17 protein-coding genes are annotated in these 25,374 nt (G+C 60.6%); 3 read left to right on the forward strand and 14 right to left on the reverse strand.

Annotated elements, in window-relative coordinates:
• Positions 1 to 7: 7 nt before the first annotated feature.
• From ACM64M_RS08335 to ACM64M_RS08375, 9 genes are all read right to left on the reverse strand, one after another.
• Positions 8 to 2,794, reverse strand: coding sequence for a CHAT domain-containing protein (locus tag ACM64M_RS08335; protein WP_416228217.1), 2,787 nt, complete (start codon positions 2,792 to 2,794; stop codon positions 8 to 10).
• Entirely contained in the window at positions 2,766 to 3,401 is a 636-nt protein-coding gene (locus ACM64M_RS08340) for a hypothetical protein (RefSeq protein ID WP_416228218.1), read from the reverse strand. Before ACM64M_RS08340 ends, ACM64M_RS08335 begins: the two co-directional genes overlap by 29 nt.
• A gap of 79 nt (positions 3,402 to 3,480) precedes the next feature.
• Positions 3,481 to 4,779 (reverse strand): sensor histidine kinase, encoded by a 1,299-nt coding sequence (locus ACM64M_RS08345; RefSeq protein WP_416228219.1) that lies wholly within the window; start codon positions 4,777 to 4,779, stop codon positions 3,481 to 3,483.
• A gap of 29 nt (positions 4,780 to 4,808) precedes the next feature.
• Positions 4,809 to 5,492, reverse strand: a complete 684-nt coding sequence (locus ACM64M_RS08350) for a response regulator transcription factor (RefSeq protein WP_416228239.1) — start codon at positions 5,490 to 5,492, stop codon at positions 4,809 to 4,811.
• A gap of 123 nt (positions 5,493 to 5,615) precedes the next feature.
• The gene (locus tag ACM64M_RS08355; RefSeq protein ID WP_416228220.1) at positions 5,616 to 6,497 is read right to left on the reverse strand and encodes an SH3 domain-containing protein; all 882 of its coding nucleotides are present in this window, start codon (positions 6,495 to 6,497) and stop codon (positions 5,616 to 5,618) included.
• 107 nt (positions 6,498 to 6,604) lie between these two features.
• On the reverse strand, positions 6,605 to 11,980 hold the full coding sequence (locus tag ACM64M_RS08360; RefSeq protein ID WP_416228221.1) for a hypothetical protein: 5,376 nt from the start codon (positions 11,978 to 11,980) through the stop codon (positions 6,605 to 6,607).
• 21 nt (positions 11,981 to 12,001) lie between these two features.
• Positions 12,002 to 13,324 carry a tetratricopeptide repeat protein gene (locus tag ACM64M_RS08365; protein WP_416228222.1) on the reverse strand — a complete coding sequence of 441 codons (1,323 nt, stop codon included), beginning with the start codon at positions 13,322 to 13,324 and terminating at the stop codon, positions 12,002 to 12,004.
• A gap of 112 nt (positions 13,325 to 13,436) precedes the next feature.
• Positions 13,437 to 15,743, reverse strand: a complete 2,307-nt coding sequence (locus tag ACM64M_RS08370) for an EAL domain-containing protein (protein WP_416228223.1) — start codon at positions 15,741 to 15,743, stop codon at positions 13,437 to 13,439.
• A 17-nt stretch (positions 15,744 to 15,760) separates the two neighbouring features.
• Positions 15,761 to 17,452, reverse strand: a complete 1,692-nt coding sequence (locus tag ACM64M_RS08375; protein WP_416228224.1) for a FecR domain-containing protein — start codon at positions 17,450 to 17,452, stop codon at positions 15,761 to 15,763.
• A gap of 177 nt (positions 17,453 to 17,629) precedes the next feature.
• On the opposite strand from ACM64M_RS08375, the gene ACM64M_RS08380 reads away from it, so the two are divergent.
• Positions 17,630 to 19,291 (forward strand): ShlB/FhaC/HecB family hemolysin secretion/activation protein, encoded by a 1,662-nt coding sequence (locus ACM64M_RS08380; protein WP_416228225.1) that lies wholly within the window; start codon positions 17,630 to 17,632, stop codon positions 19,289 to 19,291.
• Between the two features lie 60 nt (positions 19,292 to 19,351).
• On the opposite strand, the gene ACM64M_RS08385 is transcribed toward ACM64M_RS08380, so the two are convergent.
• From ACM64M_RS08385 to ACM64M_RS08395, 3 genes are read right to left on the reverse strand one after another with little or no spacing between them, the layout of a single operon-like run.
• The gene (locus tag ACM64M_RS08385; RefSeq protein ID WP_416228226.1) at positions 19,352 to 20,326 is read right to left on the reverse strand and encodes a sugar-transfer associated ATP-grasp domain-containing protein; all 975 of its coding nucleotides are present in this window, start codon (positions 20,324 to 20,326) and stop codon (positions 19,352 to 19,354) included.
• 2 nt (positions 20,327 to 20,328) lie between these two features.
• On the reverse strand, positions 20,329 to 21,096 hold the full coding sequence (locus ACM64M_RS08390; RefSeq protein ID WP_416228227.1) for a 7TM domain-containing protein: 768 nt from the start codon (positions 21,094 to 21,096) through the stop codon (positions 20,329 to 20,331).
• Positions 21,086 to 22,066, reverse strand: coding sequence for a hypothetical protein (locus ACM64M_RS08395; RefSeq protein WP_416228228.1), 981 nt, complete (start codon positions 22,064 to 22,066; stop codon positions 21,086 to 21,088). Before ACM64M_RS08395 ends, ACM64M_RS08390 begins: the two co-directional genes overlap by 11 nt.
• 278 nt (positions 22,067 to 22,344) lie before the next feature.
• Between ACM64M_RS08395 and ACM64M_RS08400 the strand changes: the two genes are divergently transcribed.
• Positions 22,345 to 23,409: a porin gene (locus ACM64M_RS08400; protein ID WP_416228229.1), complete on the forward strand. Its 1,065-nt coding sequence runs from the start codon at positions 22,345 to 22,347 to the stop codon at positions 23,407 to 23,409.
• 75 nt (positions 23,410 to 23,484) lie between these two features.
• Here the strand turns inward: ACM64M_RS08400 and ACM64M_RS08405 are convergent, their stop codons facing one another.
• Positions 23,485 to 24,315 (reverse strand): hypothetical protein, encoded by an 831-nt coding sequence (locus tag ACM64M_RS08405; protein ID WP_416228230.1) that lies wholly within the window; start codon positions 24,313 to 24,315, stop codon positions 23,485 to 23,487.
• The gene (locus ACM64M_RS08410) at positions 24,312 to 24,833 is read right to left on the reverse strand and encodes an RNA polymerase sigma factor (RefSeq protein ID WP_416228231.1); all 522 of its coding nucleotides are present in this window, start codon (positions 24,831 to 24,833) and stop codon (positions 24,312 to 24,314) included. Before ACM64M_RS08410 ends, ACM64M_RS08405 begins: the two co-directional genes overlap by 4 nt.
• A 110-nt stretch (positions 24,834 to 24,943) precedes the next feature.
• Between ACM64M_RS08410 and ACM64M_RS08415 the strand changes: the two genes are divergently transcribed.
• On the forward strand, positions 24,944 to 25,374 hold a 431-nt coding region (locus ACM64M_RS08415; RefSeq protein ID WP_416228232.1), incomplete at its 3' end, for a hypothetical protein.

The raw sequence follows: 25,374 nt of genomic DNA on the forward strand, positions 1-25,374 counted from the left end.
AAGCGGATCACTCGATCAGGACAAAGGGTGCCCAGATCGACGGTGACGCTCCGCCTGCAAAGTCAGGATCGTCAATCATGGCCAGTTGCGCCTGCCGAAGCGCTTCGCTGCGCAAAACGCCATTCCTCGCTGCGCTGACCGTAGCCACGCTCAACCGGGTGGCGGCATCGTCGCGCACTGGCCAATGCGACAGCAACAGCGAACGCGCGCCCGCCAGTTGAAACGCGCGGGCAAGTCCGCTGTAGGTCGGCGAACCGCGCCCTTCACCGGCCGCCGTGTTGCAGGCCGACAGAATGATCCATTCCGCCGCCAGAGACAGCCGGGCAATCTCGCTCGCGGTAAGCAATCCGTCATTTTCAGCAGTGCTATTCCCGGCCTCAGGCGTCATCACCAGCGCCGGTTCGCTCAGACCGGCAATCTGCCCGCTGACCAGCCCATGCGTGGCAAAGGCAAGCACCTGATACTGGTCCAAAGGCGCAGCGCGCACGGCGGTTTCGGTCGCGTCATCGCCAACCAGAATCAGCGTGTCAGTGCCGGAAAACGCCCGCTCAAGCGCGCTCAGCTCTGCCCTTGCTCCCGGCAGCGAAGGCAGCGCCGCGATGCTGGCAACATCGACTATCACTCCGCGCAAGGCCGCGTGGTTCGCAGGGGCTGCGGCCAGAGTGGGCGCTCCAATCCCGGCAAATTGACGCTCCGCCGGGGCGCGGCTGCGCATCCGCTGGCCCAGCCCCGCCGTGATCGCCACGGCATGATCCCGCACCAGATAAGCGGGCACCGCCCCCGTCACGGGCGGTCTTGTCACCAGCACCGATGGCGGCAGCGCGGCAAGCGGACCGCCTGCAGGAAAGATCAGCCGCGCCTTGCCCTTTGCTGCTGCCACGATTTCGGGAGCGAAAATCTGCAAATAGAGCTGATGCGCGGCATCCGCGTCAAACCCGCCCGCGGCCTCGCCCAGTTCTCCGGCAATTTCCCCGCCCAGCCCTGCATCCAGTGAACCGCGCAAGCGGGCGATCAGGCTACGGGTTGAATAGAGCGGAGTGATGGTCTGTCCCCACGCCAAACCCTCCGCAGTCAGCGCAATCGTCACAACCCGGTCGGAAAACACCATCGGCAGGATATAGGCCTCATCCGGGGCCATAAGCGCGCTCGCACCCGCAATAGACAGCGGTTTGGGTCGCAGGAACTCGGCGAAATCAGGGTATTTCGCCTCTAGCGCAGCCTGCGCTGCCGAACGCCGCGCGCGCGCTTCGGCCAATTGCTGCGCGCTTCCTTCTCCTGCGGCGAAGCGCGACCGCGCCTCTTCCTCTGCGCCGCGCGCGCTTTGCACATCTTCAATCGCGCGGCTGAAGCCGTCGCCGTCGCCCGGATAGGAAAGCGCGGCGGCGCTCATGGCGAGATCGCTGATGACTGCCAGCTGCGCGCTGCGCCAGGCGCGTTCAGGATCGTCATTGAGCAGTGCAATAAGCATCGAATCACGGAATATCGAAGTGCCGTCCTCAGCAATCGCCCGGCGGTCCTGATCGCGGGCATAGACGTCGAGCAAGGCGTCTTCGTTGAATTGCAGCACCGGGGCCATTTCCTCTGCTGCGCGCGGCGCATTCCCAGCGCGCGCATGGATCAGCGCGGCACGGGATTGGCGCGTGCGGCGCTGCGGGTTGTTTGGCTCCAGCTTGCGATAGGCTTCCATCGCTTCCTCGATCAGGAAGACGGCTTCGCCGTGATCGCCAGCAACGCTGAGCACATTGGCCAGGTCGGCGCGCGCGCGCGCCACGCTTAGATCATCGTCGGGAACATCGGTGAGTTTTTCCAGAGCAAAGCGAAAATACGTGGTTGCTTCCTGCGGGCGGGCATCTTCAAACAGCAATTGCGCGATCAGTGCCCGATGATAGCCGCGCTCCTTGTCATCGGAATAGGCTTCATTGGCCTCGGCGCGCAGCGCCACATCCACCGCCTCCCCCGTTCGGCCCAGCCGCGACAACAGAATGGCGGTGTTCTGATAGATCGACAGCAATTGCGGGTCGTCCTCGCCCCATTCCTTCACGCCAATGTCGGCGATGCGCGAGAACAGATCGGCGGCCTCGGCAATGCGGCCCTTGTCGAGCGCGACCAATGCATTGTTGAGGAATACATAGAGCCACCCGAGGTGATCGCCGCGCGGCAACAGCTCGAATGCCAGCGCCTCTGTCTCGCGCACAGCAATCGCGGCGGCTTCGAGATCCCGGTTGCGCAGATAGGCGGCGTATTGATAAGCGAAATTGACCCGCGCAGGGTCACGCGGCGACAGATCGACCCGCGACAGTTCCAACGCGCGCTTGTGCCATTCGATCGATTTACCGAGATCATCTTCGCGTTGATAGAAATAGCGCGCCAGATGATGCGCGGCAAAGGTGCGCGCATAGCACGGCGTACAGCTTTCGCTTTCGACGATCTGGTCAAGTTCAGCGCGATATTCCTGCTGCACCGCTGGATCGGTGACAAAGGCGACAAGGCCATGCCCGACTGCGCCGGCCCGCGCATCAGGGTGCAGGTCAAGTGTGGCGTTCGCAAGATAGAGTTCGTAGGCCTCGCGGTATTTCGCCTTGCCAATCAGCCCCATGATAAGGTCGGACACGCGCTTTGCCCGGACGCCTGCATCCGCATCCGCTGGCATTTGGTCATAGGCCATCTGCGCAGCGGGAAGGATCCGGTTTGCGTCGCCATAAATGTCAAAATATTGCGCCGCCGCAGGGTTGGCCGCCAACAAGAGCGCAGCGATCAGGCCGGACTTAATCGAAGACGAGAAAATACACCGCACGGCCCGTTCCTTCATTCACCAATTCGATCTCGAACCGCTGTGTATACATGGGCGTAAAGCGACAGGCCGGTTCGCGCGAGATTTGCGGGTTGCAGACCAGCCGCGAGCTTTGATCGCTGACCTTGATCCGCACTGGCCCCGAACCCTGATGGGAAACTGCCAGTGTGCTGGGTTGTCCGGACTTAAAGGTCTGCGCACTGCGCCACACTTCGCCTGGCGCCAGTTCGCCGCGCACATAGGCCGGACCAAGCAAGCGCCCCCGAAACGGCGTGCCTTCGATCCCAGCCGCGCGTGACCATTTTGCGAGCATATCGCTTGCCGGATCTACTTGGACGCTTTCATGCGGCACCAACCCGCTCGCCTGCAAACTATTGACCAGTTTGATCAGACCCTCGCGCTCGCTGCTCGAATGCGCCGCTTCGGCCAGCGCAAGCAAGCGGGCGATGCGATTGGCGCGCAGTTCTGCCGCACCGCCGCTTGGTGTTTGGCCAGCGGCGGGAATTGCCGTGGCGACCCTCAATTGTCCGCCGTCATTAGAACGCGCGGCGGACGAACACGCCGACAGCACCGCAATGCAAGCGGCAAGAGCGATTGGTTGGCGAAGCATACTCATTCCCCTGACATCACTCATATAAGGTTTCCTTGGCATGCGCTCTTGTAAGAAAAGGACACGAAGTAAGCGCCTCTCATTTCCGCAGCCGGAAACTTGATCCCTTGGCGGTTTCATCAAGGCTGAGGGTTAAACCATGGCGTTCTGCAATCGCCTGCGCCAGCGCCAGCCCCAGACCGCTGCCATGCGCATCGGCGATGCTGCCTCTGCCGCGATAAAACCGCTCAAACACGCGCTCCCGGTCAGACGGAGCAATGCCCGGCCCATCGTCAGCGATCACCAGCTCTGGTCCCGGCGAAAGACGAACTTCGACGCGGCCACCGGGAGGGACATATTTGAACGCATTGTCGAGTATATTGGTCACCAGCCGGCCAATCTGGCGTTCTTCACCCTGGATCACGACACCCGGCTCGACATCGCACACCAATTCGTGCCCGGTCTCCTCAGCGCTGCCTGCGTAAAGGTCGCAAATGCGGGTCACCAGAGCGCTAAAATCGACCTGCGCCAGCCCCGCCCGATCGCCCCGGCGGGTCTTGCTGGCGGCAATATCGAGCAAGGATTCAAGCGTCTGGACAAGCCGCTTGATTTCTGCGCGGGCTTCTATCAACCGCTCGGCAACCTCGGCTCCGGGGTTTTCCTTCAGTGCTTTGAGCAAACGGTTGTCGAGATGCGATAACGGCGTGCGAATTTCATGCGCAAGCTGTTCCGATGTGTCTTTGTAAGCCTCCATCAAATCGCGAACCCGCGCCAGCGCTGCGGCGCTGTGCGAGGTAAGCTCGTCGATCTCGTCATATTTCCGCGCATTGGTCATTGGCAGGGCGATCGGGCCATCGGGCGTGCGAAAGGCGGAGTTGATCTGGCCAATCCGGCGCTGGAGGTTAAGCGCAGCAAGCCGCCCAAGCAGCGCCACAAGCGCAACGAACACCGTCCCGCCCAGTGCAAAGACCAACGCAATATTGGTCAGGATCGTATTGTTGCCGTCCATCCGCCGCGCGACCAGCAGCCGCAGATCAGGGCCAAGTTGAACCGCCCGCGCGAATCCGGTGGAGCTGGAACCAATGGCGATAATCCCGCTCTCCGATGTCATCGGATCGAGACCGGGCCAGCCCGCGATGTCGCCAACGATCCTTGCGCCGCGATCATTGGCGAGCAAATAATGCGGAGTGCTGCCCTCTGCCGGGGTCAACGCCAGACGATCTGCAATACGCTGTTCCAGCTCAGCCTGGCCATTGCTCGCATAAATATCGACAAGTCCGGCAATATCGACGTCAATCTCGCTCAGCGCAGCCTCTTGGAGGGTGCGTGTCACCGATTGATGCGTGACGAACCACAGGCCCAGCACCAGCACCAGCGAAAGACCGATCGCGCCAACCACCAGCCGCGCGAATATCGATTGGCGCGCCTCTATCGTTTCCTCCCATCGAGAATACGATAGCCAGAACCCCAGATCGTTTCCAGCGCGGGGGCGTCAAAGCCATCCTCCAGCTTACGCCGCAGCCGCCCAATGTTGACGTCGACGACATTGGTCTGGGGATCGAAATCCATGTTCCAGACATCGCGGAGCAACATTTGACGGGTGACGATTTCACCTGCATTTTCCATCAGGTAGCGGAACAGCTCAAACTCTTTAGGGCTCAGCGCAAGATGCCGATTGTCGCGGAAGGCGGTGCGCGCTTTGACGTGACATTCGAACGCCCCAAACAGGATCACCGCGCTGTGGGCCTTGCCAGAGGCGCGGCGATGCAGTGCGCGCAGGCGCGCGAGCAATTCTTCGGGTTCAAAGGGTTTTGCCAGATAATCATCGGCCCCTGCGTCCAGCCCATCGGCGCGGTCGCTAGACCGGCCCAGCGCCGAAAGAATCAGGATGGGCGTGTCGATGCCGCTTTCGCGCAACCTTTGGGTAATGGTCAACCCGTCGATGTCGCCCAGCATCCGGTCGAGAATGATGACATCGAAATCCTCCATCCCGGCGCGCAGCAAGGCGGAACCGCCGTTGTCCTCCCAGACCAACGCATCACCTTGCTGCGAAGCCAGTTCGCCGACCGCTGCGGCTGACCGCGCGTCGTCTTCGACATAAAGGATTTTCAGCGGCTGTGTTCCCTAGTTCATCAGCGCGGAGGAAGCATTTCCGGGCCGCGCGGTAGCTGCCATTGCTTCTTACTGAGCGCAAGACGACAGCGCGCGCAAGGTAGGCCCCGCGCGCGCCGAAAGTCAGTTGAGCGCTTCGACCGAGACCCAGCCCTTGGTGCCGAAATTATCCTCGACCTCGATAAACAAACCTTCGCGGCGGCCTGTGGGTGAAAGCGTCGTGCCCACCATTAGACCGCGCACAATCTCTGCATTGTCCATCGGCATCGCCAACATCGACGTTGCAATCGCAACCGTGGCGGCTTGCGGTTCATTCGTAGGGGCGGCTGCCATGCGCGGCACCGAAGCGATCGTCGCTTCCTGGGCTACCACTTCGTTAAAGGCGATCACAAAGGCTTCGACCAATTGCTTGCCCTTGCGGCTATCAGCGTAGCCAGCTGCATTGGCACCCGTGCTCCAGCTGTTGCTGCCGCCAAAGGTCATCGAGCTGCGCCGGACTTCGCCGCTGCCGGTGACAACGGTCAGTCCGGTCGCCGGGTTCAGCAATTTGATTCCGGCGGCGACGCGGTTGCTCTTGCCTCCGAACCCGCCAAACATGCCCAACACTGCTCCTGCGCCCGGAACGCCGCGCAGCAAGGAACTGGCCGCGCCAGAGCGGACAAGCCCCTCCATAGCGGCAGATTTGGCCACTTCGATCGACTGATCGACCTCTTCCTTGCTGCCTGCGACCACGTTCATAAGGAAATCGGCAGGCACGCCGCTGGCGGCATTGTGCGGGGTGAAACAACCCGATTCAATCGCCAGCGAATTGATCAAAGCACGCGGAGATCCAAGATCGAATTCGGCCCAGCCCTGTGTGTCCCCATCGACCACGGCAATGGTGCCGAGGCTGGTTTCGCACGCGACCAGATCGAGCTCTTCGTCGTCGGCCAATGCTGGCGATGAAACGCCAATCGCTGACGCTGCAAGCGCTGTCATCGCAAGGCGTGAAATGTGTTTGCCCATTGTGTTTCCCCATCCTTTGTTTGTGCAGGAACGGGTGTGGCGGACCGCTGACCAGCCCGCCACACACACTCGCTGTCAGAGATGTGACAGTTTCTGTTAGGAACCGGCTACCTCGGTGCTACGGCGTCACTGCCAAAGCTGATCATGCCGCCCATCAGCCGTTCAGCATCGCGCATGGCCGCTTCGCGCTGAGCCAGCTGGAAGCCCGGCTCGCGCCCCTCTGCGCCAGCCAGTCCCGCTGGAAGTTGACCGAGAGCGAGCGGCGTTGCAAACGCGGCACTCTGCCCGCCCGCTTGCCCCCCGCCGGACCAGCGGCTCCAATCGAAGCCGGAGATAGGGGCGATACCGGGGGCAATTGCGGCAGTGGTATCAGCGCCGCTGGTGCCGCTGGCACCAACACCAGGAGCGACAAAAGCGGCCGCGCCATAGGTGCGCAGGTTTTCATTCGCAGCTTCGGCAAAATTGTACGAAACGCCCACAGCCGTCGCACCGACCCCGCCGAGTGCACCGCGCATGTTCGCCTGACATGCCCCGGTCGGGCAAACAGATCCTGTTCCGCTGACAGCCATGCTATTGGCGCCGAACTGGTTGGCAAAGTTGCCGCTCGTTTCGATCGGACGGTCACTTGCGCCAAAATTGTAACTCGACCCGCCAATGCCGACCGTAAAGTTGAAATCTGCAGTTGGGGCCGCGCCAAAGGCAATCGCCATTGTCCCGTTGAAAGTGCCCGGCGTAAGGCTGGCATCTTTTACGGTGGGATTGGTTGCTCCGGCGAATTCGTATGTGATCTCCCCTGAGGTCGGATGCTCGGTTGCCGGATCAACAGCGACGATATGGAAACCGCCATTGGCAGGAAGTGTAAAGCCATCGGTGTCCGCAAAATAGCGACCTCCGCCCTGCCCGTCGGCCCAGCGGGTCCAGCCAATCAGTCCGTCGCCGCGCGAGCCTGCTTCCATTGCGGTCGCCGTGCCGATGTTAGGACGCTCATTTTCGGCGGTGAAATCGTTGATCCTCGACACATAGCCGACAGGCGCGCCGGCTGAGTTGTAGGTCACTTCGGCTTTTTCGCGCATGTCGATGCCAACATCCGCCCCGGCATAGGCGATTAACTGGTTTTCAACCGCATTCCCAGCGGTGCCAGTCGTCGGTGTTTGACCAAAAGCCGACGGATCATAGGTGCCGGGTGCCCCGAACAAGGCCGACCCGCCAATATCAAGTTGATCCGCGCCCACCGAAATATTGTAATTGATCGCCCAGCGTTCTCCCAGTTGCGCCCCGCCGACGTTGTATGAAACCGCCGCCTGACAGGCATTGCCGTTGCATCTCGTATCGCTTGCTGTCGCAAAGGATTCGAACACGCCCTGCCTGCGGGGAAGGAAGTTGGGGCTTTGGAAGTTCCAGTTGTAAGTGATGTCCGGCATCGTGACCGTCGCATCAAACTGCATGGCGAGCAGCGTCTGAGACTGCCAGTTGATAACCAGCGATCCGTCAAACGTGCCCGGCGCGGTGCGGCCATCCGAATAGGTTGGCGTTGTTGCTCCCAAGAGATCATAGGTGATCGTCCCGCGCAGATTGAAATCGCTCGAGGTGGGATTGGCTATCGCCCAATGCACGGCATCATTGGCGGTCGCGGCATAAGTGCCGTTCACTAGATTAGCAGTACCATCGACCCAGCGCCCGATAATTCCGTATTCGTCGCCGATGATCTGATCGCCAACCGCCGTCCCGCGTGAGAACGGACCGATCGAATTGAGCACCCCTTGTGGGCTGACATCGGTGCCATTGGTCCGGCTGGTGCGGGTAAAGCCTGCCTCGCCGTACGATAGCGCCGCAATCACCAATCCGCTGGTGCCGAAATTAGCCACTGTGCCGACCACTGGTCCTCCGGTTCCGACGCCGCCAGAAGTGCGCTCTGGCCCGGACTGAAAAATCGCGGCTCCAGCCAGGTTCTGGCCAATGCCTTCGCGCACCGCACGATAGGTAAGACCGATGGTGTTCATGTCGCCAGCAAATCCAGCGGTCAGGCTGAGCCCGCAGGTGTCGATGCTGTTGCAGGTGCCGCCATTATCGCTCGCCGCGACAAAGGCGCTGAAGGTGCCAAGGGTAGACAGGCCAATGATGGTGGTGGATTGTGATGGGTCTTCGATGCCGCCCGTGGTCGAAAAGCTGAAGACATAAGGGTTGGCTCCGGTCGGCATGGTTATGCTGCCTTCGAGCCCAAGCTTGATCTCGGCACCAAGCAGAATTGCCAAGCTTGCATCAAATGTGCCCGGCGCAACCGAACCGTCCGTAATCGTCGGGCGGGTCGCGGCGGTCTGATAATAGTCGAGCCGCCCAGATGCTGGCAGAGCGAAATCGGGCGCCACCGGACGGGTAAGGAGATAATGCAGGCCCTGATTCTGGTTAAAGGTGAAGGTGTTGGGGATCGAAATCGTCCCGTTCGTCCAGCGCCCGATCAAGGCATCCGAATTGCCAAAGATATCGACCACCTCGGTGCTGCCCTTGGTCCGGGTCTGTCCGGTCGAAGGCAGGCGAACATAGGATTGCAGTCCGCCATCCTCGTCCAGTACGAGATCCCCCGCCTTGAATCCCAGCCCCTCGCCGCCGCTCAACAACCCGGCATTCAATCCGCCGCCAAGCACAAAGCCGATCAGCGGTTCAACCGCGTCAAAACCGCCGGCGTATCCCGTGAGCATGGCGGGAATATCGGGATTGCCGCCAGTGCCGCCGCCGTTGTTTCCCGGCAGACCGGCAAACATATCGGGATTGCCGCCGCCTTGCAGAAACGCAAAATAGTCGATGAAGAAAGCGTTGAGTTCGGCAAACCCAGCCAATCCGCCTTGCAGCGCGGCGAGCGCGGCCAGATACGCCTCTAGCGTGGCGGCATCCAGCACCGTGTAATCGCTCGGCAGATTGCCCGCCGCGAGGAAATCGAAATAGGCGTTCAGCGCGGCGACGAAATCGGCATAGACTGGCAGCCCAGCGAAATTGACCGGGTTACCGCCGCTCAGCACAAACGCAGCATAATCAGCGAAGAAATCGTTGAGATTGCCGAACCCGGCCAATCCACCCTGTGCATTGGCAAGTGCAGCCAGATAGGCGTTGAGCGTCGCCTGATCGAGCAAGGCGTAATCCGCCGGGAAGCCGCCAGCATCGAGGAACGCGAAATAGGCGTTCAACTGCACAACATAGTCGGCGAACACGGGCAGTCCCGCAAATCCGTCAATCGCGCCGCCATTGCCCACAAACACGAAATAGGCATTCAGCAGCGCCGCGTTGTCGCCCAGCAAAGTGTTGAGCTGACCCGACTGCAGCACCGAATTGAAGAACGCCTGCAGCTGAGCAATGTCGGCTTCGGTGTAGTCTGACGGCAGGCCATTCGCGCTCAGGAATGCGGCATAGGCATTGAGCGCCGCGGCAAAGGCCGGGAAATCTGGGGGCACCGGCAGCTGTGCAAAATTGTCGGGGTTGCCGCCACCCACCACGAAGGTGAAATAGGCTTGGTAGAATGCCGCGAGGTCATCCAGAAACGCACCGGTTGCGCCCGCCGCTTCGAGCGCGGCGAGATATTGCTGGATCGTGGCCTGATCGAGCACCGCGTAAGATGAGGGCACCCCGCCTGCCAGCAGAAAATCGAAATAGGCCCGCAAATCCAAAGCATAGCCCGCAAAAATATTGGCGTTCAGCCCTGCAAAGGCATCAAAATCCCCGCCTGCCGCCACAAACTGACTGAAATCTGCAAAGAAGCTCGCGCGGTTACCCGCCAGAAAACTGTCGAGCGCGCCTGCTGCCTGAAGCTCGACAATGAACGCCTGAAGCTGGGCAATGTCGGCAGCGTCAAATTGCGATGGCAGATTGCCCGCCGCGAGAAAGGCGAAATAGGCATCAAGCTGCACCGCATAACCAGCAAAAATATTGGCAGGCAGCCCGGCAAAGCCGTCGACATTTCCGCCCGCACGCAGGAACGTCAGGTAATCGCGGTAAAACTCCGCCTGATCCGCCAGAACCGTTTCAAACAATCCGGTATCGGAAAGCGTTTCGAGATAGGCGCGCAGGGTCGCCTGATCGAGTGTCTGATACTCGCTCGGGCGGCGACCGCTGGCCAGAAACGCGAAATAATCACCCAGCGCGCTGCGATACTGGGATGCGAACGCAATCCCGCCATTTTCCAGAAAGGCTGCAATCAAGGCTTGGTCCGCAGCGCTCAGTTGCACAGCCAGCCCGCTTTGCGAAAGGAAAGCGATGGACTGCGCCAGCGCGTCTTGGCTTGCGCCGGTAAATTGGCTTGGCACTCCGCGTGCACGCACAAACGCGAAATAGGCCGACGTCAGTTCGGTGAACGATGCTGCGAACAGATCGCGGTTGCCGCCGCTCGCCAGAAAAGCGAGATAGGCATCGGCCAGCGCCCGGTCGCGCGCGGCCAGATCGGTGATCGCACCGGTGCGAGCGATAAAGGAAAGATAGGCGTCAATATCCGCCGCATTCGCCGCGCCGCTGGCAAACCCGCTGGGCACGCCGCCTGCGCGGATCAGGTCGAGATAATCGAGCACGAACCCGCTGTAGGCGGTCAGGAATTGTGCGCCCGAACCGCCATTTGCCAGAAACCGCAGATAGGCGCGGATGACATCCGCTTGCGCGGCGTTGAACGGTCTGCCGCCGTAACTTGTTTCAAGCTGCGCAGCGGCGGCAACCAACAGCGCCAGATCGCCGCTGGGAAAGGTATCGAGCGCGGGATTGGCGGCGGCCAGTTCCACCCGGCGACCTGCGGCGATAATATCGCTCGACGCGCCTGCTGCTGCCAGTCCGTCGCCCAGCGTCACGGGAATTCCGTTCAGCGCAGCCCCCACAGGCCCAGCATCGCCGCCGATCGCTGCGACAACTGGCTCCGACACGGCAGCAGTGTCGCGGTCCGGTTGCGACACCGGATCATTGGCGACGGTGCGCCGGGGTCCGCCTCCGGTGCTGGCACGCCACTGCGCACCGTCACGAAAATCCCGAATGCGGCCACCCGCGCGGCCGACGCGGACCGATCCGGTCAAAGCATGTCCGCTGGCGCTGCGATCATCGCCGACCGTGAAACGCGCAGAAGAACCCCCGCCTTCGACATTTGCCGCGCCGCCGCGCCGAACGCCGCCGATGACGCGCCCTTCCAGCCCCTCTGGCATGCGCACCACAGTGTCGCGCGTTGCACCTGCGGCCACGGTGACGGTGCCCTTGTGCAGGTCAATCGAGCCATCAGCGTTAAGCGTATAATCCGCCGCATCGACAAAGGATGCTGTGCCGCCGCCGGTCAAGGCGACCTGCGTGACGCCGCTGGTCTGGCTGGTGCGTTGACCGGTTTCCGGCTGGCTTGCCGCGTTGCTGAAGATCACATCATTGGCGCTGGCGGGCGCGCAAAGCGCGATGCCCGAACAGCCGATCAGGAGCATGCGCCAAGCTTGCGAGGAATGTGCGCGCGGCGAAGATTGTGCAATTACCGTCATGTTCTGGCCTCCTGAAACCGATCAAAACTCAAAGCGCGCACCGACCGAAACGGTCCAGCGGTCGTAATCAAACAGCGCAATGTTGCTCCAGTTGCGCGTGTAACTGGCCGAGGGCTGGACAAAGAGCCGGTCGAGCACGGCGACTTTGAACCCGGCACGCAGGTCCAGCCGTTCATCTTCGCGCTTGGTCAGAAACAGCGGGTCGGCAGCATCGTGGCGGCGCAGATCAAATGCGACGCCGCCGACCACCGCGACGCGCGGTGCGACGGGGACTTCGCCGCCGATATTGGCCGTGACAAAGCCAAAGGATTGCGCATCGCCCGCCTGCCGCCGCGTCTCTTCCTTGCCGCCGCTGAGATTGGCAGCAAAGATGCGCCCGACAAAACCGACACCGGCTGCGAACCGGTCCGCATCGCGCAGCGGGTCATTGTCGAAATTGAGCCGGTTCCACTGCGCCGACAGGCTGAGAGCGCGGCCCTGCGAAAGTGGCTTGGTGTATTGCGCGATGGCACCGAACGATGTGCGAAAGCCATCGTCATCCAACCAGAAATGCTGCACCTGACCGGACAAGGAAACGACGTCGCTATTGGCAAAGGTATGCGCATAGCCTGCCGTGCCCGTCAGCGCGGCCTGATCGAAAGTGTCATTGTCGAAATTGTCGCGCCAACTGCCCAGCGCCGAAGCAAACAGCCGATCTTGTCGCCCGATGGCGGTGACGCCTGAAACCCCGGCGGTGACTTCGTAAAACTCGTCCTCTTGCGCCACGGCGCCCGCGCCCAGTTGACCCGCGCCAAGGAAGCTGAACAGCGGAATGACGATAGTGTCGAGTTCGGTCGCGGTGTTGATGTTGTCGTCAAAGCCGACCCGCGCATCGACAAAGCCGCTGACATCGGACCCGCCGCCTGCAATCTGGCGATCAAACTGACGGACAAATCCGGTAAAGCGCTGGCGCACCGGATCGGGCAGGGTCGGATCGTCGACCACGCTGGCAAATTGATCGCGCGCGGTGTCGATATCGCCCGCCAAGGCAAAGGCACGCGCCAGTTCAGCGCGAGCCGCTGCATTATCCGGCTGCACCGCGAGTACGCGCTGCATTGCGATAATCGCTTCGCCGTATCGGCCTGCGTCGATGGCTGCGATACCAAGCTGATAATCGAAACGGGGATCGCCAGCCCGCTCAGCGGTTTGCTGAGCCAGCGCGCTATAGGCGGCCTCAGCCTGTTCGGGAGACAACTGCGCCGTTTGTGCCAGGGCGACGGTCCCGGGCAGTAATGCATACAATGCGATTGCAGATGCTGCGCGATAAGTGACCGATTTGGATACGCTAGCGAATGTGCATGTCATGATGTGCCTGCCCCCGGGCTTTGCCAGATGTTAGGCAAAGCAATTGGAGCAGGTGAGCGCTCAAGTCCGCTGACAAGCGCTGTCAGTCAGATGACAATCACTGTTAAAGCGTCTAGGCCGCCAGTTGCGCCTGCTTAGTGACAAGTTCCAGCAGGCTGTCGGCGGGCATGGGCCGTCCGATAAAATAGCCTTGCGCATAGTCACAGTCCAAAGTCCTCAGGAATTCAAGGCATTCGGCGTCTTCGATCCCTTCGGCCACGACCTTGAGACCCAATTCATGCGCCAGTTGCACCGTTGACCTGACAAGCATCGCATCGCCGTGGTCGACATGCGCGTGTTGGACAAAGGCGCGGTCAATCTTGAGTTCGGAAATGGGCAATTGCTTGAGATAGCTGAGTGCCGATTGTCCGGTGCCGTAATCGTCCATAGAAATGGCGATGCCGCGGGCACGGAAACCATTGAGCGCGGCAATCGCTGCGTCTGGATCGTCTAGCTCAGCAGATTCGGTTACTTCAAATGACAGCCTGCCAGCGGGCACACCCATTTTTACGATCAGCGCTTCGGCGCGGCTGACAAAACTTTCAGCCGACAGGAGCTTTGCCGAAATGTTCACTGCCGCACCTAAAGTTATTCCGCGTTCACACCACGAGCTCATGTCCCGGATTGCCTGACAGATGACATGCAAGGTCAAATCTTCGATCCGCCCGCTTTCCTCAGCAAGCGGGATGAAGCTGTCCGGTGGCAACATGCCGCGCACCGGGTGTTCCCACCGCACGAGCGCCTCCGAACAGGTTATCTGGTTCAGTTTCAGGTCCAGCTTCGGTTGGTAATAGACCTTGATCTGGCCTTCGTGAATTGCGGTGTCGAGCTCTCCCATCAGCGACACTTGCTGTTCAAGCAACTCGCTCTGGCTTGCTTCGTGCAGCCACCAGTTCTTGCCTTTGCCAAGTGCGGCGCTGGCGGCGTGTTCAGCGTGCCCGATCGCTTCAGGACCAGTCAGCGGCGCAATCCCAAAATGCAGTGTGACGTCGACCCTTCGTCCGCCAATTTCCACCGGATGGCGCATGATTGCTCTGAGCCCGGCCAGCGACTGGTCGATTTCCGCCATGTCGAGCGATGTGCACCAGGCAAGAACGCGGTCGTCCACCCGGTAAATCGGTTTGCCGCAACCCGCCACTTCAAGCCGTTCGACAACCCGGTTAAGCATATGGCCCAAATCATCCTGGCCAATCACCGCTTTCAAAGCGTCGAACCCTTCGATCATCCCGGCGATGATATTGACCTGACCACTGACAGCGGCGTCTTCGCGCATCGCAACCGCGTTGGGCATGCCGCTGGAAGCATCAGTCCTGCGCCGGGCGACAAAATCGTCACGGGCAATCCGGATCATCCGCACCGCCATTGCCGCTGTGATCGCAAGCATTGCCGGGACGATTTCAAACCAGATAGCGAATGTGGTCTGGGCAATATGGGCCAGCACCACCATCGTCACCATGCCAGCCCCTGCAATCTGTATCGTCGCCGTCCGATTTCGGGCCTGTAACACGGCAAAAGCAATCATCAGCGCGATTGTCAGCGGCAAAGGCCATGATCCATAGGACGGCCGGCCCGCCAGCAATGTTTCGGCTCCCAGCGCCTGAACCAGCACGCCGGGCACGACGCCGTAGCGCGGAACCGGATAGCGATCGCCCATTTCGATAGCGGTCGCGCCAACAACCACGTCTTTGCCCCGCAATTCGGCGGGATCAAACTCGCCGCGCTCAATCGCGATGAAGCTGTGGCGCGGAATTGAATTGATATTGATTGCATAATTGATCGGGAAATTCTCACCCACTGCGCCCGATTGATCGGCCACATAGGCCGCCAACGACGGACGCGGAGAGCCATCGGTGATGGTGCCCATCGGCATCCGGCGGATAAATCCATCAGGGTCAGGGGCAATCGATACCGAACCGAGCTTTACATGATCGCGCAGCGCTTCCACTGGTAGGGCATCCAGTTTGCGAGAATCCCCATAACTTGATGACTGGGCAAAGGTGGGCACGATAACCGGCGCTGCGGCAGCCGCCACAGCGCGAGCGAATTCTTCGTCCCCGCCAAGGTTGGAACGGCTGGAAAAATCGACATCGAACGCAATCGTCCGGACCCCGGCATCATCTAGCTGACGCACCAAGCGGGCGTAATGTTCGCGCGGCCAAGGCCATTCCTTGATCGCGGCGATGCTGGCGGCATCCATCTCGACGACATGGACCTGACCGCTGGCGGGTTTATCGGACAGGGCAAAACGGGCTTGCTGATAGATGTCTTCGGCAGCGCGAAAATTGCCGGTCACGGCCCCGCCCGCGCAGGCCACTGCGATGGCGAGCACGATGAGCAGGCGAATCCAGTTATCGCTCAGCGAAAGGCGAGGGCGCGGCATAAGTAACTAGCGACCAGTCAGTCAAGCAGGCCGCGGCCACGACCGCCGCCACCGCCGTTACCGCCACCGTTGCCGTTTCCATTGCCGGTATCATCGGGATCATCAGGATTGGCGGGGTCGGAAGGATCATCAGGATCGGAAGGGTCGGAAGGGTCAGCACCATTTTCATCGCCAACATCATTGCCATTTCCAAAGCCGCCGAGATTGGCTCCGGCGCCAATTTCAACTCCGCCCGAACCATCAATATCTAGCTCTACTCCAACATCAACTCCGCCGCCGCCATTACCGCCACCGCCGTTGCCGTTGCCGTTGCCGTTGCTGTTGCCGTTACCGTTGCTTGCATCAGCGCCTTGATCGTCCGAACCGCCAGCGCCTAGGTCAACTCCGACGCCCACTCCGCCATTGCCGTTGCCATTGCCATTGCCGCCGCCATTGCCGTTGCCGTTGCCGTTGCCATTGCTTGCATCATCGGCACCATCGTCAGAGCCGCCAAGATCAACGCCCCCTCCGGCCCCAGCACCGCCATTGCCGTTGCCGTTGCCGTTGCCGTTGCCGTTGCCGTTGCCATTCGACGCTTCATTGGCCGGTCCGTCGAGGATCAATCCGTTGCCGGAATTGATGGGTCCCAACCCGTTTTCTCCCGGAGAGATCGGATTGTCGAAACCACCCGACCCAAGTCCATTGCCGCCGCCGCTACCATTGCCCGGACCGCGATCAACGCCGCCGCCTTGCGAACAGCCGCCTTGAAAGCACACGCTGTTGTCGGGTGCGGCGATGACGCCTGTTTGATCGTCTGATCCGCCGCCATTCTGACCTGCAGAATTTCCGCGCGATTCTCCGCGCCCCTCTGATCTGTCATCTGCGCTGGCGCCGCGACCGCTGGCGGTATCGGCCACTATGGCAGCCAGAACGATCCTGCTCTGGCCAGACACAAAGCCGCCCGACACGTCGTCGAGATCGACCGGTGAACTGGTTATCGAGGCGTTGATCCGCTGCGCAGAATTGGACAGATCCGGTGCGGTGAAGGGGTTTGCTGACGCGGCTGACGCGGTGCGGCCAGCCGAATCACTGGCCGATGGACCATTTGCCTTTGGTGTGCCAGCCGCTGGATTATTCGCCGCCGAGGTGCTCGCAGGCACGGCGCTGGCAGCGGGGGTGTCAGCTGGGCGCGCGGGCGAATCGATCACTTTGCGCCCATCGCCTTCGACGATCAGGCGGCGGTCATCACCCGCCGCCACCATCGCCACCGACCCTGGCAGGATCAAATCGCGCGCGCCGCCATCAAGCGTCGAGGTTTCCACCGCGCCTTCGGTCACCTGCAGCGTCGCCCCTTCTTCAGCGACGGTGATCGAGAAAGTCGTGCCTTTCACCACGGCGGCGAGATAGGGCGTATCAACTCCGAAATGCGGATTGGGCTGGCGTCCGATGTTGAAGAGCGCGCTGCCAAAATCCTGAATGATCTGCACCACCGAACGGTCGCGCTCGGCTGCGGGAATCCGAATCCGCGAATTTTGACGGACGGTTACAAATTCGCGCCCACGCACCAGCACCGCGCTTGACCGGGCAGCGGTGCGAATTTGATCTCCATTATCCAGAACCGATCCGGCGCGAGCTGCGCGCTGACCGTTTTCGTCGATGATCGTCACCGATCCGCTGGCCTCGCTAATGGTCCAGGGTCCGCTTTGAGCAAACGCGCTGGTTCCACTCATGAGCAAGGCAAGAGGCGCAAAATGAACAAGTGAGAGTCGCATATCAAATCTCCAAGCCTGCACAATAAAGCCGGAGATGTTCAACAGTGGTTTCGGGAAAGGGTTAAGCTTTTCTTAAATTGACAGAACTTTAACCGTTCGGGCCGCATAGATGCGTGGTTTTTTGAGGGATGTCTGTTGCAATCACGCCTTAATCTTCTGGCGCTTTGTCTTGCGATTTCACAAGGTTCAGCCGCTGGCGCGCAGGACGCGCTCGACCAGACCGACCCCTCGCAGGAGGAGGAGCGGCGGACTGAATTTGCTCCAGCCCCCCAATCGGTGCGAATCGAATTCGAACCTGTGCTCAGCACGCCTTCGATCCGGACAGAGCAAGCACGTATTGATGTGGGTGCGATCGTCATTGACGGCTTGATTGCGATGGAACGCAGTGAATTTGCCCCGGTGCTCAATGATTATATGGGCCGAACGCTGGAAAGTTCGGATCTGGCGCAATTGACAGACAGCATTGCAGGCCTCGCCCGCGCGCGCGGTTATCTGTTTGCCAATGCGTGGATCGCGCCCCAACCGCTGGTCGCCGGGACGCTCAGGGTGCAGGTCGATGAAGGCGTGATCGATGAAATTCGTGTTCTTGGATCGCAGGACCCAGCGATCCCGCGAATGCTTGAACCGCTGCGCAATGGTCGTCCGGTTTCAATTGCTGCGCTCGAACGACAAGTCCTGCTCGCGGATGATTTACCCGGCGTCCATTTGCGCGGCACGAGGTTCGAACGCGAAGGCGACAGCGGGGTTTTGATCGTTGAGGCAAGTCGTCAGGACTGGGTTGGCAGGGCTTCGTTCGCAACCGATGGCACCCGCCCCGTGGGACCGGAACGCGCGCGCATTGATGTTGATGCCAACGGCCTGTTATTCGACAGCGATGGCGTCGATTTCAGCTTTACCGTGACCCCGTTCGAACCGGATGAACTGATATTTTTTAGCACTCGTTACAGTGTCGTTCTGGGCAGCGCCGGCACATTGCTCTCCGTTTTCGGCTCCTATTCCAAGACTGAGCCGGGAGCCTATCTTTCCGATAACGAAATTCTCGGCGAATCGTGGCGGGCCGGCGTCCGTGTGCGGCACCCCGTAATTCGCCGGCGGTCGGGCGGGCTGTGGCTGGAAGGCAGCGCCGAAGTTCAGGATCTAAGTCAGGACCGATTTGGCGCGCTCGCTCGCCATGACCGGATTTCGGTCGCCCGGCTCGGCGCCTATGGGTTCCTTGACATGGGCGACAAAGGAATCGGCGGCGTGCTGCGATCACGTCTTACGATCAGTCAAGGGCTCGATCTGTTTGGCGCGACCCATTTGGGCGACGCGCTCGCCTCCCGGCTCGATGCGCCGGTGGATTTTACCACGGTTGACTGGTGGATCGGATACAGCCGCAATCTCGGAAGCGGGATCAGCCTCTCATTGGACGCCGCCGCGCAATTGGCCACCACGCCGGTGCTGGTTGGCGAAGACATCGGACTTGGCGGAAATTTCTATCTGCGCGGCTATGATTTCAGCACTCGAACCGGGGATAAAGGTATTATGGGCGTGGGCGAGCTGCGATACGATCTGCCCGGCGCATTGGGACCGCTCGAACAAGTGCAGCTTTACGCATTTGCCGATGGCGGCGTTGTCGGTAATCTCGCGGACGGAACCGGCGGCGGCTCGCTCGCATCAAGCGGAGGCGGACTGCGCGCCGACATCACCAACCGGCTCGACTTCGGCGTTGAAGTCGCAGTTCCGCTGACCGGGCCGCGCTATGATACCGACGATGAAAGCCCCCGGATCAATCTGCGGGTGAGCCAGTCGTTCTGACGTCACTGCCCGGTTGATTTCACCGCCTGATTTCGGCGCAGGCCGCGTGGTAGACCAGCCCTATGCAGCCAAACCGGGCGGCATCCACGATTCCACGATTTGCGTCGCTGCTCTGCGAATGATCCGGTCAACTGAAAAAGTAGTTCGAGTTTGCGAGCGCATTTGCGAGCGTGTTTGTCGGCGTTTTAGGTTGCGCTGCGCCATGTCGAGCCGCCAGGCAAGTCCAGCGCCATTGACGTTCTGGATTTCAAGTCCGGGAAATGCGTTGCACTCAAGCACTTGGGCACCCCGCTCCGCGTCGATCACAATATCCACCCCGACATAACCCAGGTCCAGCGCCGCCGAGCAACGCTTCGCCGCGCGCACTGCATCGTCCCACATGGGGATCGGCTCGCCAATCAAGCACTCTCCGGTCGAAGGGTGATATTCAATCTCTTCTGTACCCAGCACCGCGCGGAAAATCGCGCCGGTCCTGAAATCAATCGCTGCACCCACGGCACCCTGATGCAGATTTGCGCGGCCGCGCGATTCAGTGGTGGGCAAACGGGTCATCGCCATCAAGGGCACATCGCCAAGGCATATAATGCGCAGATCGGGCAGCCCAAATGGCACAAGCCGAGCAAAATCTGGGTGCGTGCGGATCAATGGCTCAAACAAAGCCGCGTCGGCATTTGCACCCTCCAGCGACAATTCACCCCGCATGATGCAATTGACATGCTCGCGCAGCATTCGCGGCGTCAGGGTCTCGCCGTTGAGTTTGCGCCAGCCCTTGGCATTGCGGCCATCGACCAGGATCACGCCTTCGCCGCGCCGCCCACGATTGGGCTTTACGGCAAAGGCATCGGGCAGCGTGGCAAAATCGAACTCAGCCAATTGCACCTCATCCTCGATCAGCGCCAATGTTTCAGGGACCGGCACTCCGAGCGCGGCGAGCCGTTTTTTGGTCTGAAATTTCTGATTGACTGCCATGATCGCTGCACGGGAATTGTGGCTCATAATCAGAGCATTACGGCGGTTCATTCCAAGCACAGTCATCTTCAGTCTCCTTTTGCAGCACGGAACCGCGTCAGTTCGGACAGACGCAGGCCTTGGTATCGACCCATCAGGATCATCAGAATTACAGAGGCAATCGGCAGGGTCAGCGGGTTGCCGAGCGCAAACTCGATCAGGATCGGGGAAGCGACCAGCGCCTGGATCAACATCGCCACGAACAAGGTCGTGCCGGTCATCTTGAAAGCGCTGCGGGGGCCGTCTGATTCCCAGGCATTCCACCAGCGTTCGACCACCAGCGCCGTGACCACCACGGGAAAGGCGCTGATAAGCACCATCTTGTCGAGATTGATCGCCAGCAAACCCAGCGCCGACACGACGATCCCGATCAGTGCGCCAAGATAGGCGACTCTCGAAAGCGCAAACATCCGCAGCACCGGGGCGCAGGCCATGCCGACCAAAATGGCTGAGGTGGAAATTGTTGGCCCAACGATGGGACCGGACTGAAGGTAAGACAGCGCCAGCAACATCGGAGTAAACAGACCGAAGGTCTTCCAGCCAAGGATAGAACGCACGAATACAACCACGGCCGCTCCAACTGGCAGCGCCAGCAGCAGATGCAGGTTTGGAAGATTCCACGGCCTTGCCGGATCGCCCAGAACGACATGCACCATGCGGGTCAGCAATGTGTTCGAATGGTCAAACAGCGCCCAGACTACAGCCATGAATGTTGCCACCAGCGCGGCAACCGCCAGCCATCTCATCCGGCGTAGAGCAATATCTCCGGGGAGGACGATCTCTTGTTCAGAAAGCATGGCTCACCTCCAGCTCAAGCCGGTAACCCGAACGGTCAAAGTCAGGATCGGACGAATTGCGCACGACGTAACGTGCCTCTGTCGAAATGCGCCACGCGCCGGGACTGTAGGTCAGGGTGAGTTCCGGCCAGAACAGATCGTCTTCGCGCACCCCGCCGCCCGCAAGTGGGCGGCCAGGAAAGGACAGACGTTGATAGGTCAGTTCCGAACGCAGCCTTAGATCACGCGCGATTGGGCGCTGATAGCTGGCTTCCGCCCGCCAGCGGTCCAGCTCGCGGAACGGCGTGTCTGAATCGATAGATTCGTAACGTCCGCGTAGAAAAGCATAGTGGTTGGCACCAAAGCGATAGCGATATTCGCCATCGATACGCGGTCCGCTGCCGTCCGACTTTGCAACGTCATCATAACTGCGTTCGCGCCAGCTGGCGCCCAGTTGAACGCGGCTCGTGTCGTCAAAATGATGTTCGACCTCGCCGCCGACTTCCCATTCATCCGCCGAGGGTGCCTCTGCGAGAAACAGATTATCGCTGCGTTCGCCAAATGCACTGATCGATGTATCCTCGGTCAGGTCATAGCGCCCCGTGAGGCGCGCAGCATTCAACCACCTCCCAGCGCGTCCCCGCTCGTCAAACTCATAGCGCGAGACGCTGTTGCTGAAGGTGACAGAGGTGTCGTCTTTTACCACCGATAGCGTGGGGATCGCAACGAATACCAGCGCATTGCCATTGACCGATTCGTCTTCGATGCGAATTCTTGATCCGGTTGAAACCGCGCGGGCGGTAACCCGCAGACCGGGTTCAAGACGCCAGCCAGAATGATCTTGCACCACGGGCGCTTCCTGATCGGTGTCGAATTCGCTTTCCTGAGAATCGCTGTTAGCGGTTTCGGCATTGGCAGCCGTCGCCAATCCCAATGTTGATGCCGATAGCACCAGCGCAATGGCGACGGGTTGGCAAAGGTGGTTAGTCACAAATAAGGCTCCCTGGCGGTGCCGGCTGTTCGTCCTGCTCGGACCATTGCGCGGCGGTTCGAGTGGCAAACGGGAGCTCGTGCGAAATTATTCCGGCGTCAGGCGCAGAAATATTTTTTCATTCTTATGGAATAAAGCGCTTACCTGATCCGTTCAGCGCATGCGCCCGCGGTCCACAAAGAGCCTGAGGAACATCAGGCTTTCAGTGGTTGCAGGACAAATTTAGTTTATCTGACATTGCAAAATTTCGGCATTGCCGGACCAGACAGGGGAACATTATGTCGAACAAAACAATCATGCGCGCGTTTGGCGGCAGCGGGGCATGCGCCTTGCTGCTTGGTGCGCAGGCGGCGCATGCCGAATTGCCGCGCCTGGAATATCAATTCGAAGGTTTCGACATCCGTTTGACGGGCGGCGCTGCCGCGCAAGCTGCGGTGTTTGAAGACGATGAAGCACCAACCGAATCCCCTGACGCACAGATTGACCTGTTCGCCCGGCTCAATATTCAGTGGACTTCGCCCGATGGCATTATCATCGGCGCGAATATTCAGCAGAACAATCGCCGCCGCGAAAGCGAAGTGCTCGAAGCGGGTGAGGTTTACGGTTTTGTTTCAAGCGATTATGGGCGGCTGGAAGTGGGCCGACAGGATGGGCCAGCGGACACGCTCGCCTTTGCTGCGCCGCTGGTTGCGCTCGGCCAGGTGCGGGGTGAATTTTCGCGCTACGCCGGGACACAGGCCTTGCTCCGCCCGCTCGACACGCGCGATGCTTTCAAAGTGATCTATCTGTCGCCGCCCATTGCGGGCCTGCGCGGCGGGGTTTCATGGTCGCCCAGGGCGCGCCAGAATGCCGACGCCGACAATCCGCGTTCGCGCGTCATCCTGGATGATGCGGTGGAGCTTGGCCTGCAATATGCGCAGCCTGTGGGCGATTGGATCTTGGGTGCCAGCGGCAGCTATGCCTTTGGCGAGGCTGACCCGATTACCACTCGCACCGACCTGTCAAGCTGGAGCGTGGGCGCAGAGGCGCGGCGCGGCCCTTTGCGGATCGGCGGCGCCTATGTTGACCGCGGCGATTCAAATCGGCTGACGGCTGGATTTGACCAATGGGAGATCAATGGCGGGGTCAGCTGGGTCGAAACATTGTGGGGCGTCGCGGGGAGCGCCGCCTTCACTAAGGCGTCCGACCGCGAAAATCGTTTGATCGGCGTCGGCGGGTATTACCGTTTGACCCCAAATATTGAATTGCGCGCCGACGTGGTTCAGTTTCGAGAGGAATTTTTCAACACGCTCATCACCAATGATGGAGTGATCGGTGTGGTGGAGGTGCAGCTGACCATCTGATCTGCCGGAAACGCAATAAAGGAGCCGGACTGCATCATTGCAGTCCGGCTCCTTTTCTATGTGTGATCCGGAAATCTATCTGCGTTCCAGCGCTGCCTGTTCATCCGAGCCGACGATCGGGTCGCTGTCGATCATTTCATCGACCGCTGCCACCACTCCAACAGCAGCGTCCCCGCCCGCCAATCGCATTTCGCCGATTGGCTCGGCGCGGCGGCCCATTGCCTCCACTTGCCATCCGTCCCCGCTGTTGTGCGCGCAGGCCACGGCATCATTGGTCCCGCCTGCCCCTTCCAGCATGAACTGCCGACACAATTGCCCATCAAGGTTGCGGAATGTCAGCACCACTTCGCCCTGACCAAGACCGCCCAGATCCACCGCTTGGCCGCTGGGCGCAGTGTCGAGCATCGCAGCAATGGCCGGAGCCGCATTTACCCCGTCTGCGGAGGCTAGCACCATGGCGCCATCGCCCGAACCGCTGCCCGAGCCATCGCCGCCGGTGAGCAGCGGTCCGCCGATCATTACCCCGACCACCAGCGAGGCAGCCATCGCGGCAAATTGCGGCCAATGCCAAGCCGCGCGCGGTGAATCAGCACCGCCGTCATTGGCTGCGAAAGACGCATGGCGCTGCGCCCGACTGGCTGCGAAATCAACGATTTCTGCGCTCTGCGGCCCGCCGACAATCGCTGTCAGATGGTCAGGCACATCCGCACCCAGCACGGGGGCGAAGGCATCGCGGACCAGATGCGCCGTGTCCGCCGACCCATCGTCTGCCAATGCGAGCGTCTCAGCCCGTTTCGCCAGAACAGGATCGTTGTTGATCGCCTGCTCGATCTGTGCTGCTTCGGCATCGTCAAGCGTGCCATTGAGAAACGCAGCCAGTTGAGCGTCAGAATAAATGCCGGTCATTGCACTTCACCTTGCGGGGCGACAATTTTGGCGAGCGCTGCCTTGGCCCGAGACAATCGGCTCATCACAGTGCCAATCGGCAGATCGAGCGCATCGGCGGCCTCGCGGTAAGTGTATTCCTCCAGCATGACCAAAGCCACAACATCGCGTTGTTCACGCGGCAGACTGTCGACCGCCGCGCGCACCATGCGCATTGTCGCCTGTTGCTCGGCGACGGCAATGCCGTCTTCACCAACATGGTCGATCATCTCGCCTATATCATCATGCGCCACCCGATTGTGCGCGCGGCGGCGATCATCAAGCCAGGTGTTGCGGGCAATCCGAAACAGCCAGCGGTCAAGCTGGGTTCCGGGTTGCCATTGATCGAGATTCATCATCGCTTTCTCCAGACTGGCCTGCACGACATCGTCGGCGTCGGCCAAATTGCCCGTCAGCACCCGGGCAAATCGCCGCAAACGCGGGATCAGCGCGATCAGCTCCTGCCTTGTTGTTTCGTCCGGTGTCATCTGACGTGTCATTGTGCCAACGGTTCATCTGAAGGAAATATTCCGCCCCTTAGCGTAAACGCTTGTAAAAAAAACCTGCAGTTTCATGCCCGGGTCGCTATGCGCATGATGGTCACGCGGAAATGCAGAAGCCAGATTTGGAGGAAGCCGTGTCACGTCTGAACATCTGGATTGCCGGTTTGCTCGCTGCAATATTGCTGGTCACGCCTGGAATTGACGTGCTTCACGCTCCCCTCGCCGCTCAAGATGCTGGCGGCGGCGGTGATGACGATGATGATGATGATGATGACGGTGGTGACGATGCCGGAGATGACGACGGCGACCTAGATGACCCGGACGATGACGACGCGGGCGGAGACGACGACGCGGGCGGAGACGACGACGCGGGCGGCGATGACGACGCGGGCGGCGATGACGACGCGGGCGGCGATGACGACGCAGGCGGCGATGACGACGCAGGCGGCGATGACGACGCAGGCGGCGATGACGACGCGGGCGGCGATGACGACGCGGGCGGCGATGACGACGCAGGCGGCGATGACGACGCAGGCGG

Source organism: Qipengyuania sp. ASV99 (assembly GCF_047872805.1).
Lineage (GTDB): Bacteria > Pseudomonadota > Alphaproteobacteria > Sphingomonadales > Sphingomonadaceae > Erythrobacter.

Excerpts from the sequence above, each read along its gene's own strand:
- ACM64M_RS08340 (WP_416228218.1), bottom strand. The coding sequence starts at position 3,401 with ATGCTTCGCCAACCAATCGCTCTTGCCGCTTGCATTGCGGTGCTGTCG.
- ACM64M_RS08355 (WP_416228220.1), bottom strand. The coding sequence starts at position 6,497 with ATGGGCAAACACATTTCACGCCTTGCGATGACAGCGCTTGCAGCGTCA.
- ACM64M_RS08360 (WP_416228221.1), bottom strand. The coding sequence starts at position 11,980 with ATGACGGTAATTGCACAATCTTCGCCGCGCGCACATTCCTCGCAAGCT.
- ACM64M_RS08365 (WP_416228222.1), bottom strand. The coding sequence starts at position 13,324 with ATGACATGCACATTCGCTAGCGTATCCAAATCGGTCACTTATCGCGCA.
- ACM64M_RS08370 (WP_416228223.1), bottom strand. The coding sequence starts at position 15,743 with ATGCCGCGCCCTCGCCTTTCGCTGAGCGATAACTGGATTCGCCTGCTC.
- ACM64M_RS08375 (WP_416228224.1), bottom strand. The coding sequence starts at position 17,452 with ATGAGTGGAACCAGCGCGTTTGCTCAAAGCGGACCCTGGACCATTAGC.
- ACM64M_RS08385 (WP_416228226.1), bottom strand. The coding sequence starts at position 20,326 with ATGACTGTGCTTGGAATGAACCGCCGTAATGCTCTGATTATGAGCCAC.
- ACM64M_RS08390 (WP_416228227.1), bottom strand. The coding sequence starts at position 21,096 with ATGCTTTCTGAACAAGAGATCGTCCTCCCCGGAGATATTGCTCTACGC.
- ACM64M_RS08400 (WP_416228229.1), top strand. The coding sequence starts at position 22,345 with ATGTCGAACAAAACAATCATGCGCGCGTTTGGCGGCAGCGGGGCATGC.
- ACM64M_RS08405 (WP_416228230.1), bottom strand. The coding sequence starts at position 24,315 with ATGACCGGCATTTATTCTGACGCTCAACTGGCTGCGTTTCTCAATGGC.
- ACM64M_RS08410 (WP_416228231.1), bottom strand. The coding sequence starts at position 24,833 with ATGACACGTCAGATGACACCGGACGAAACAACAAGGCAGGAGCTGATC.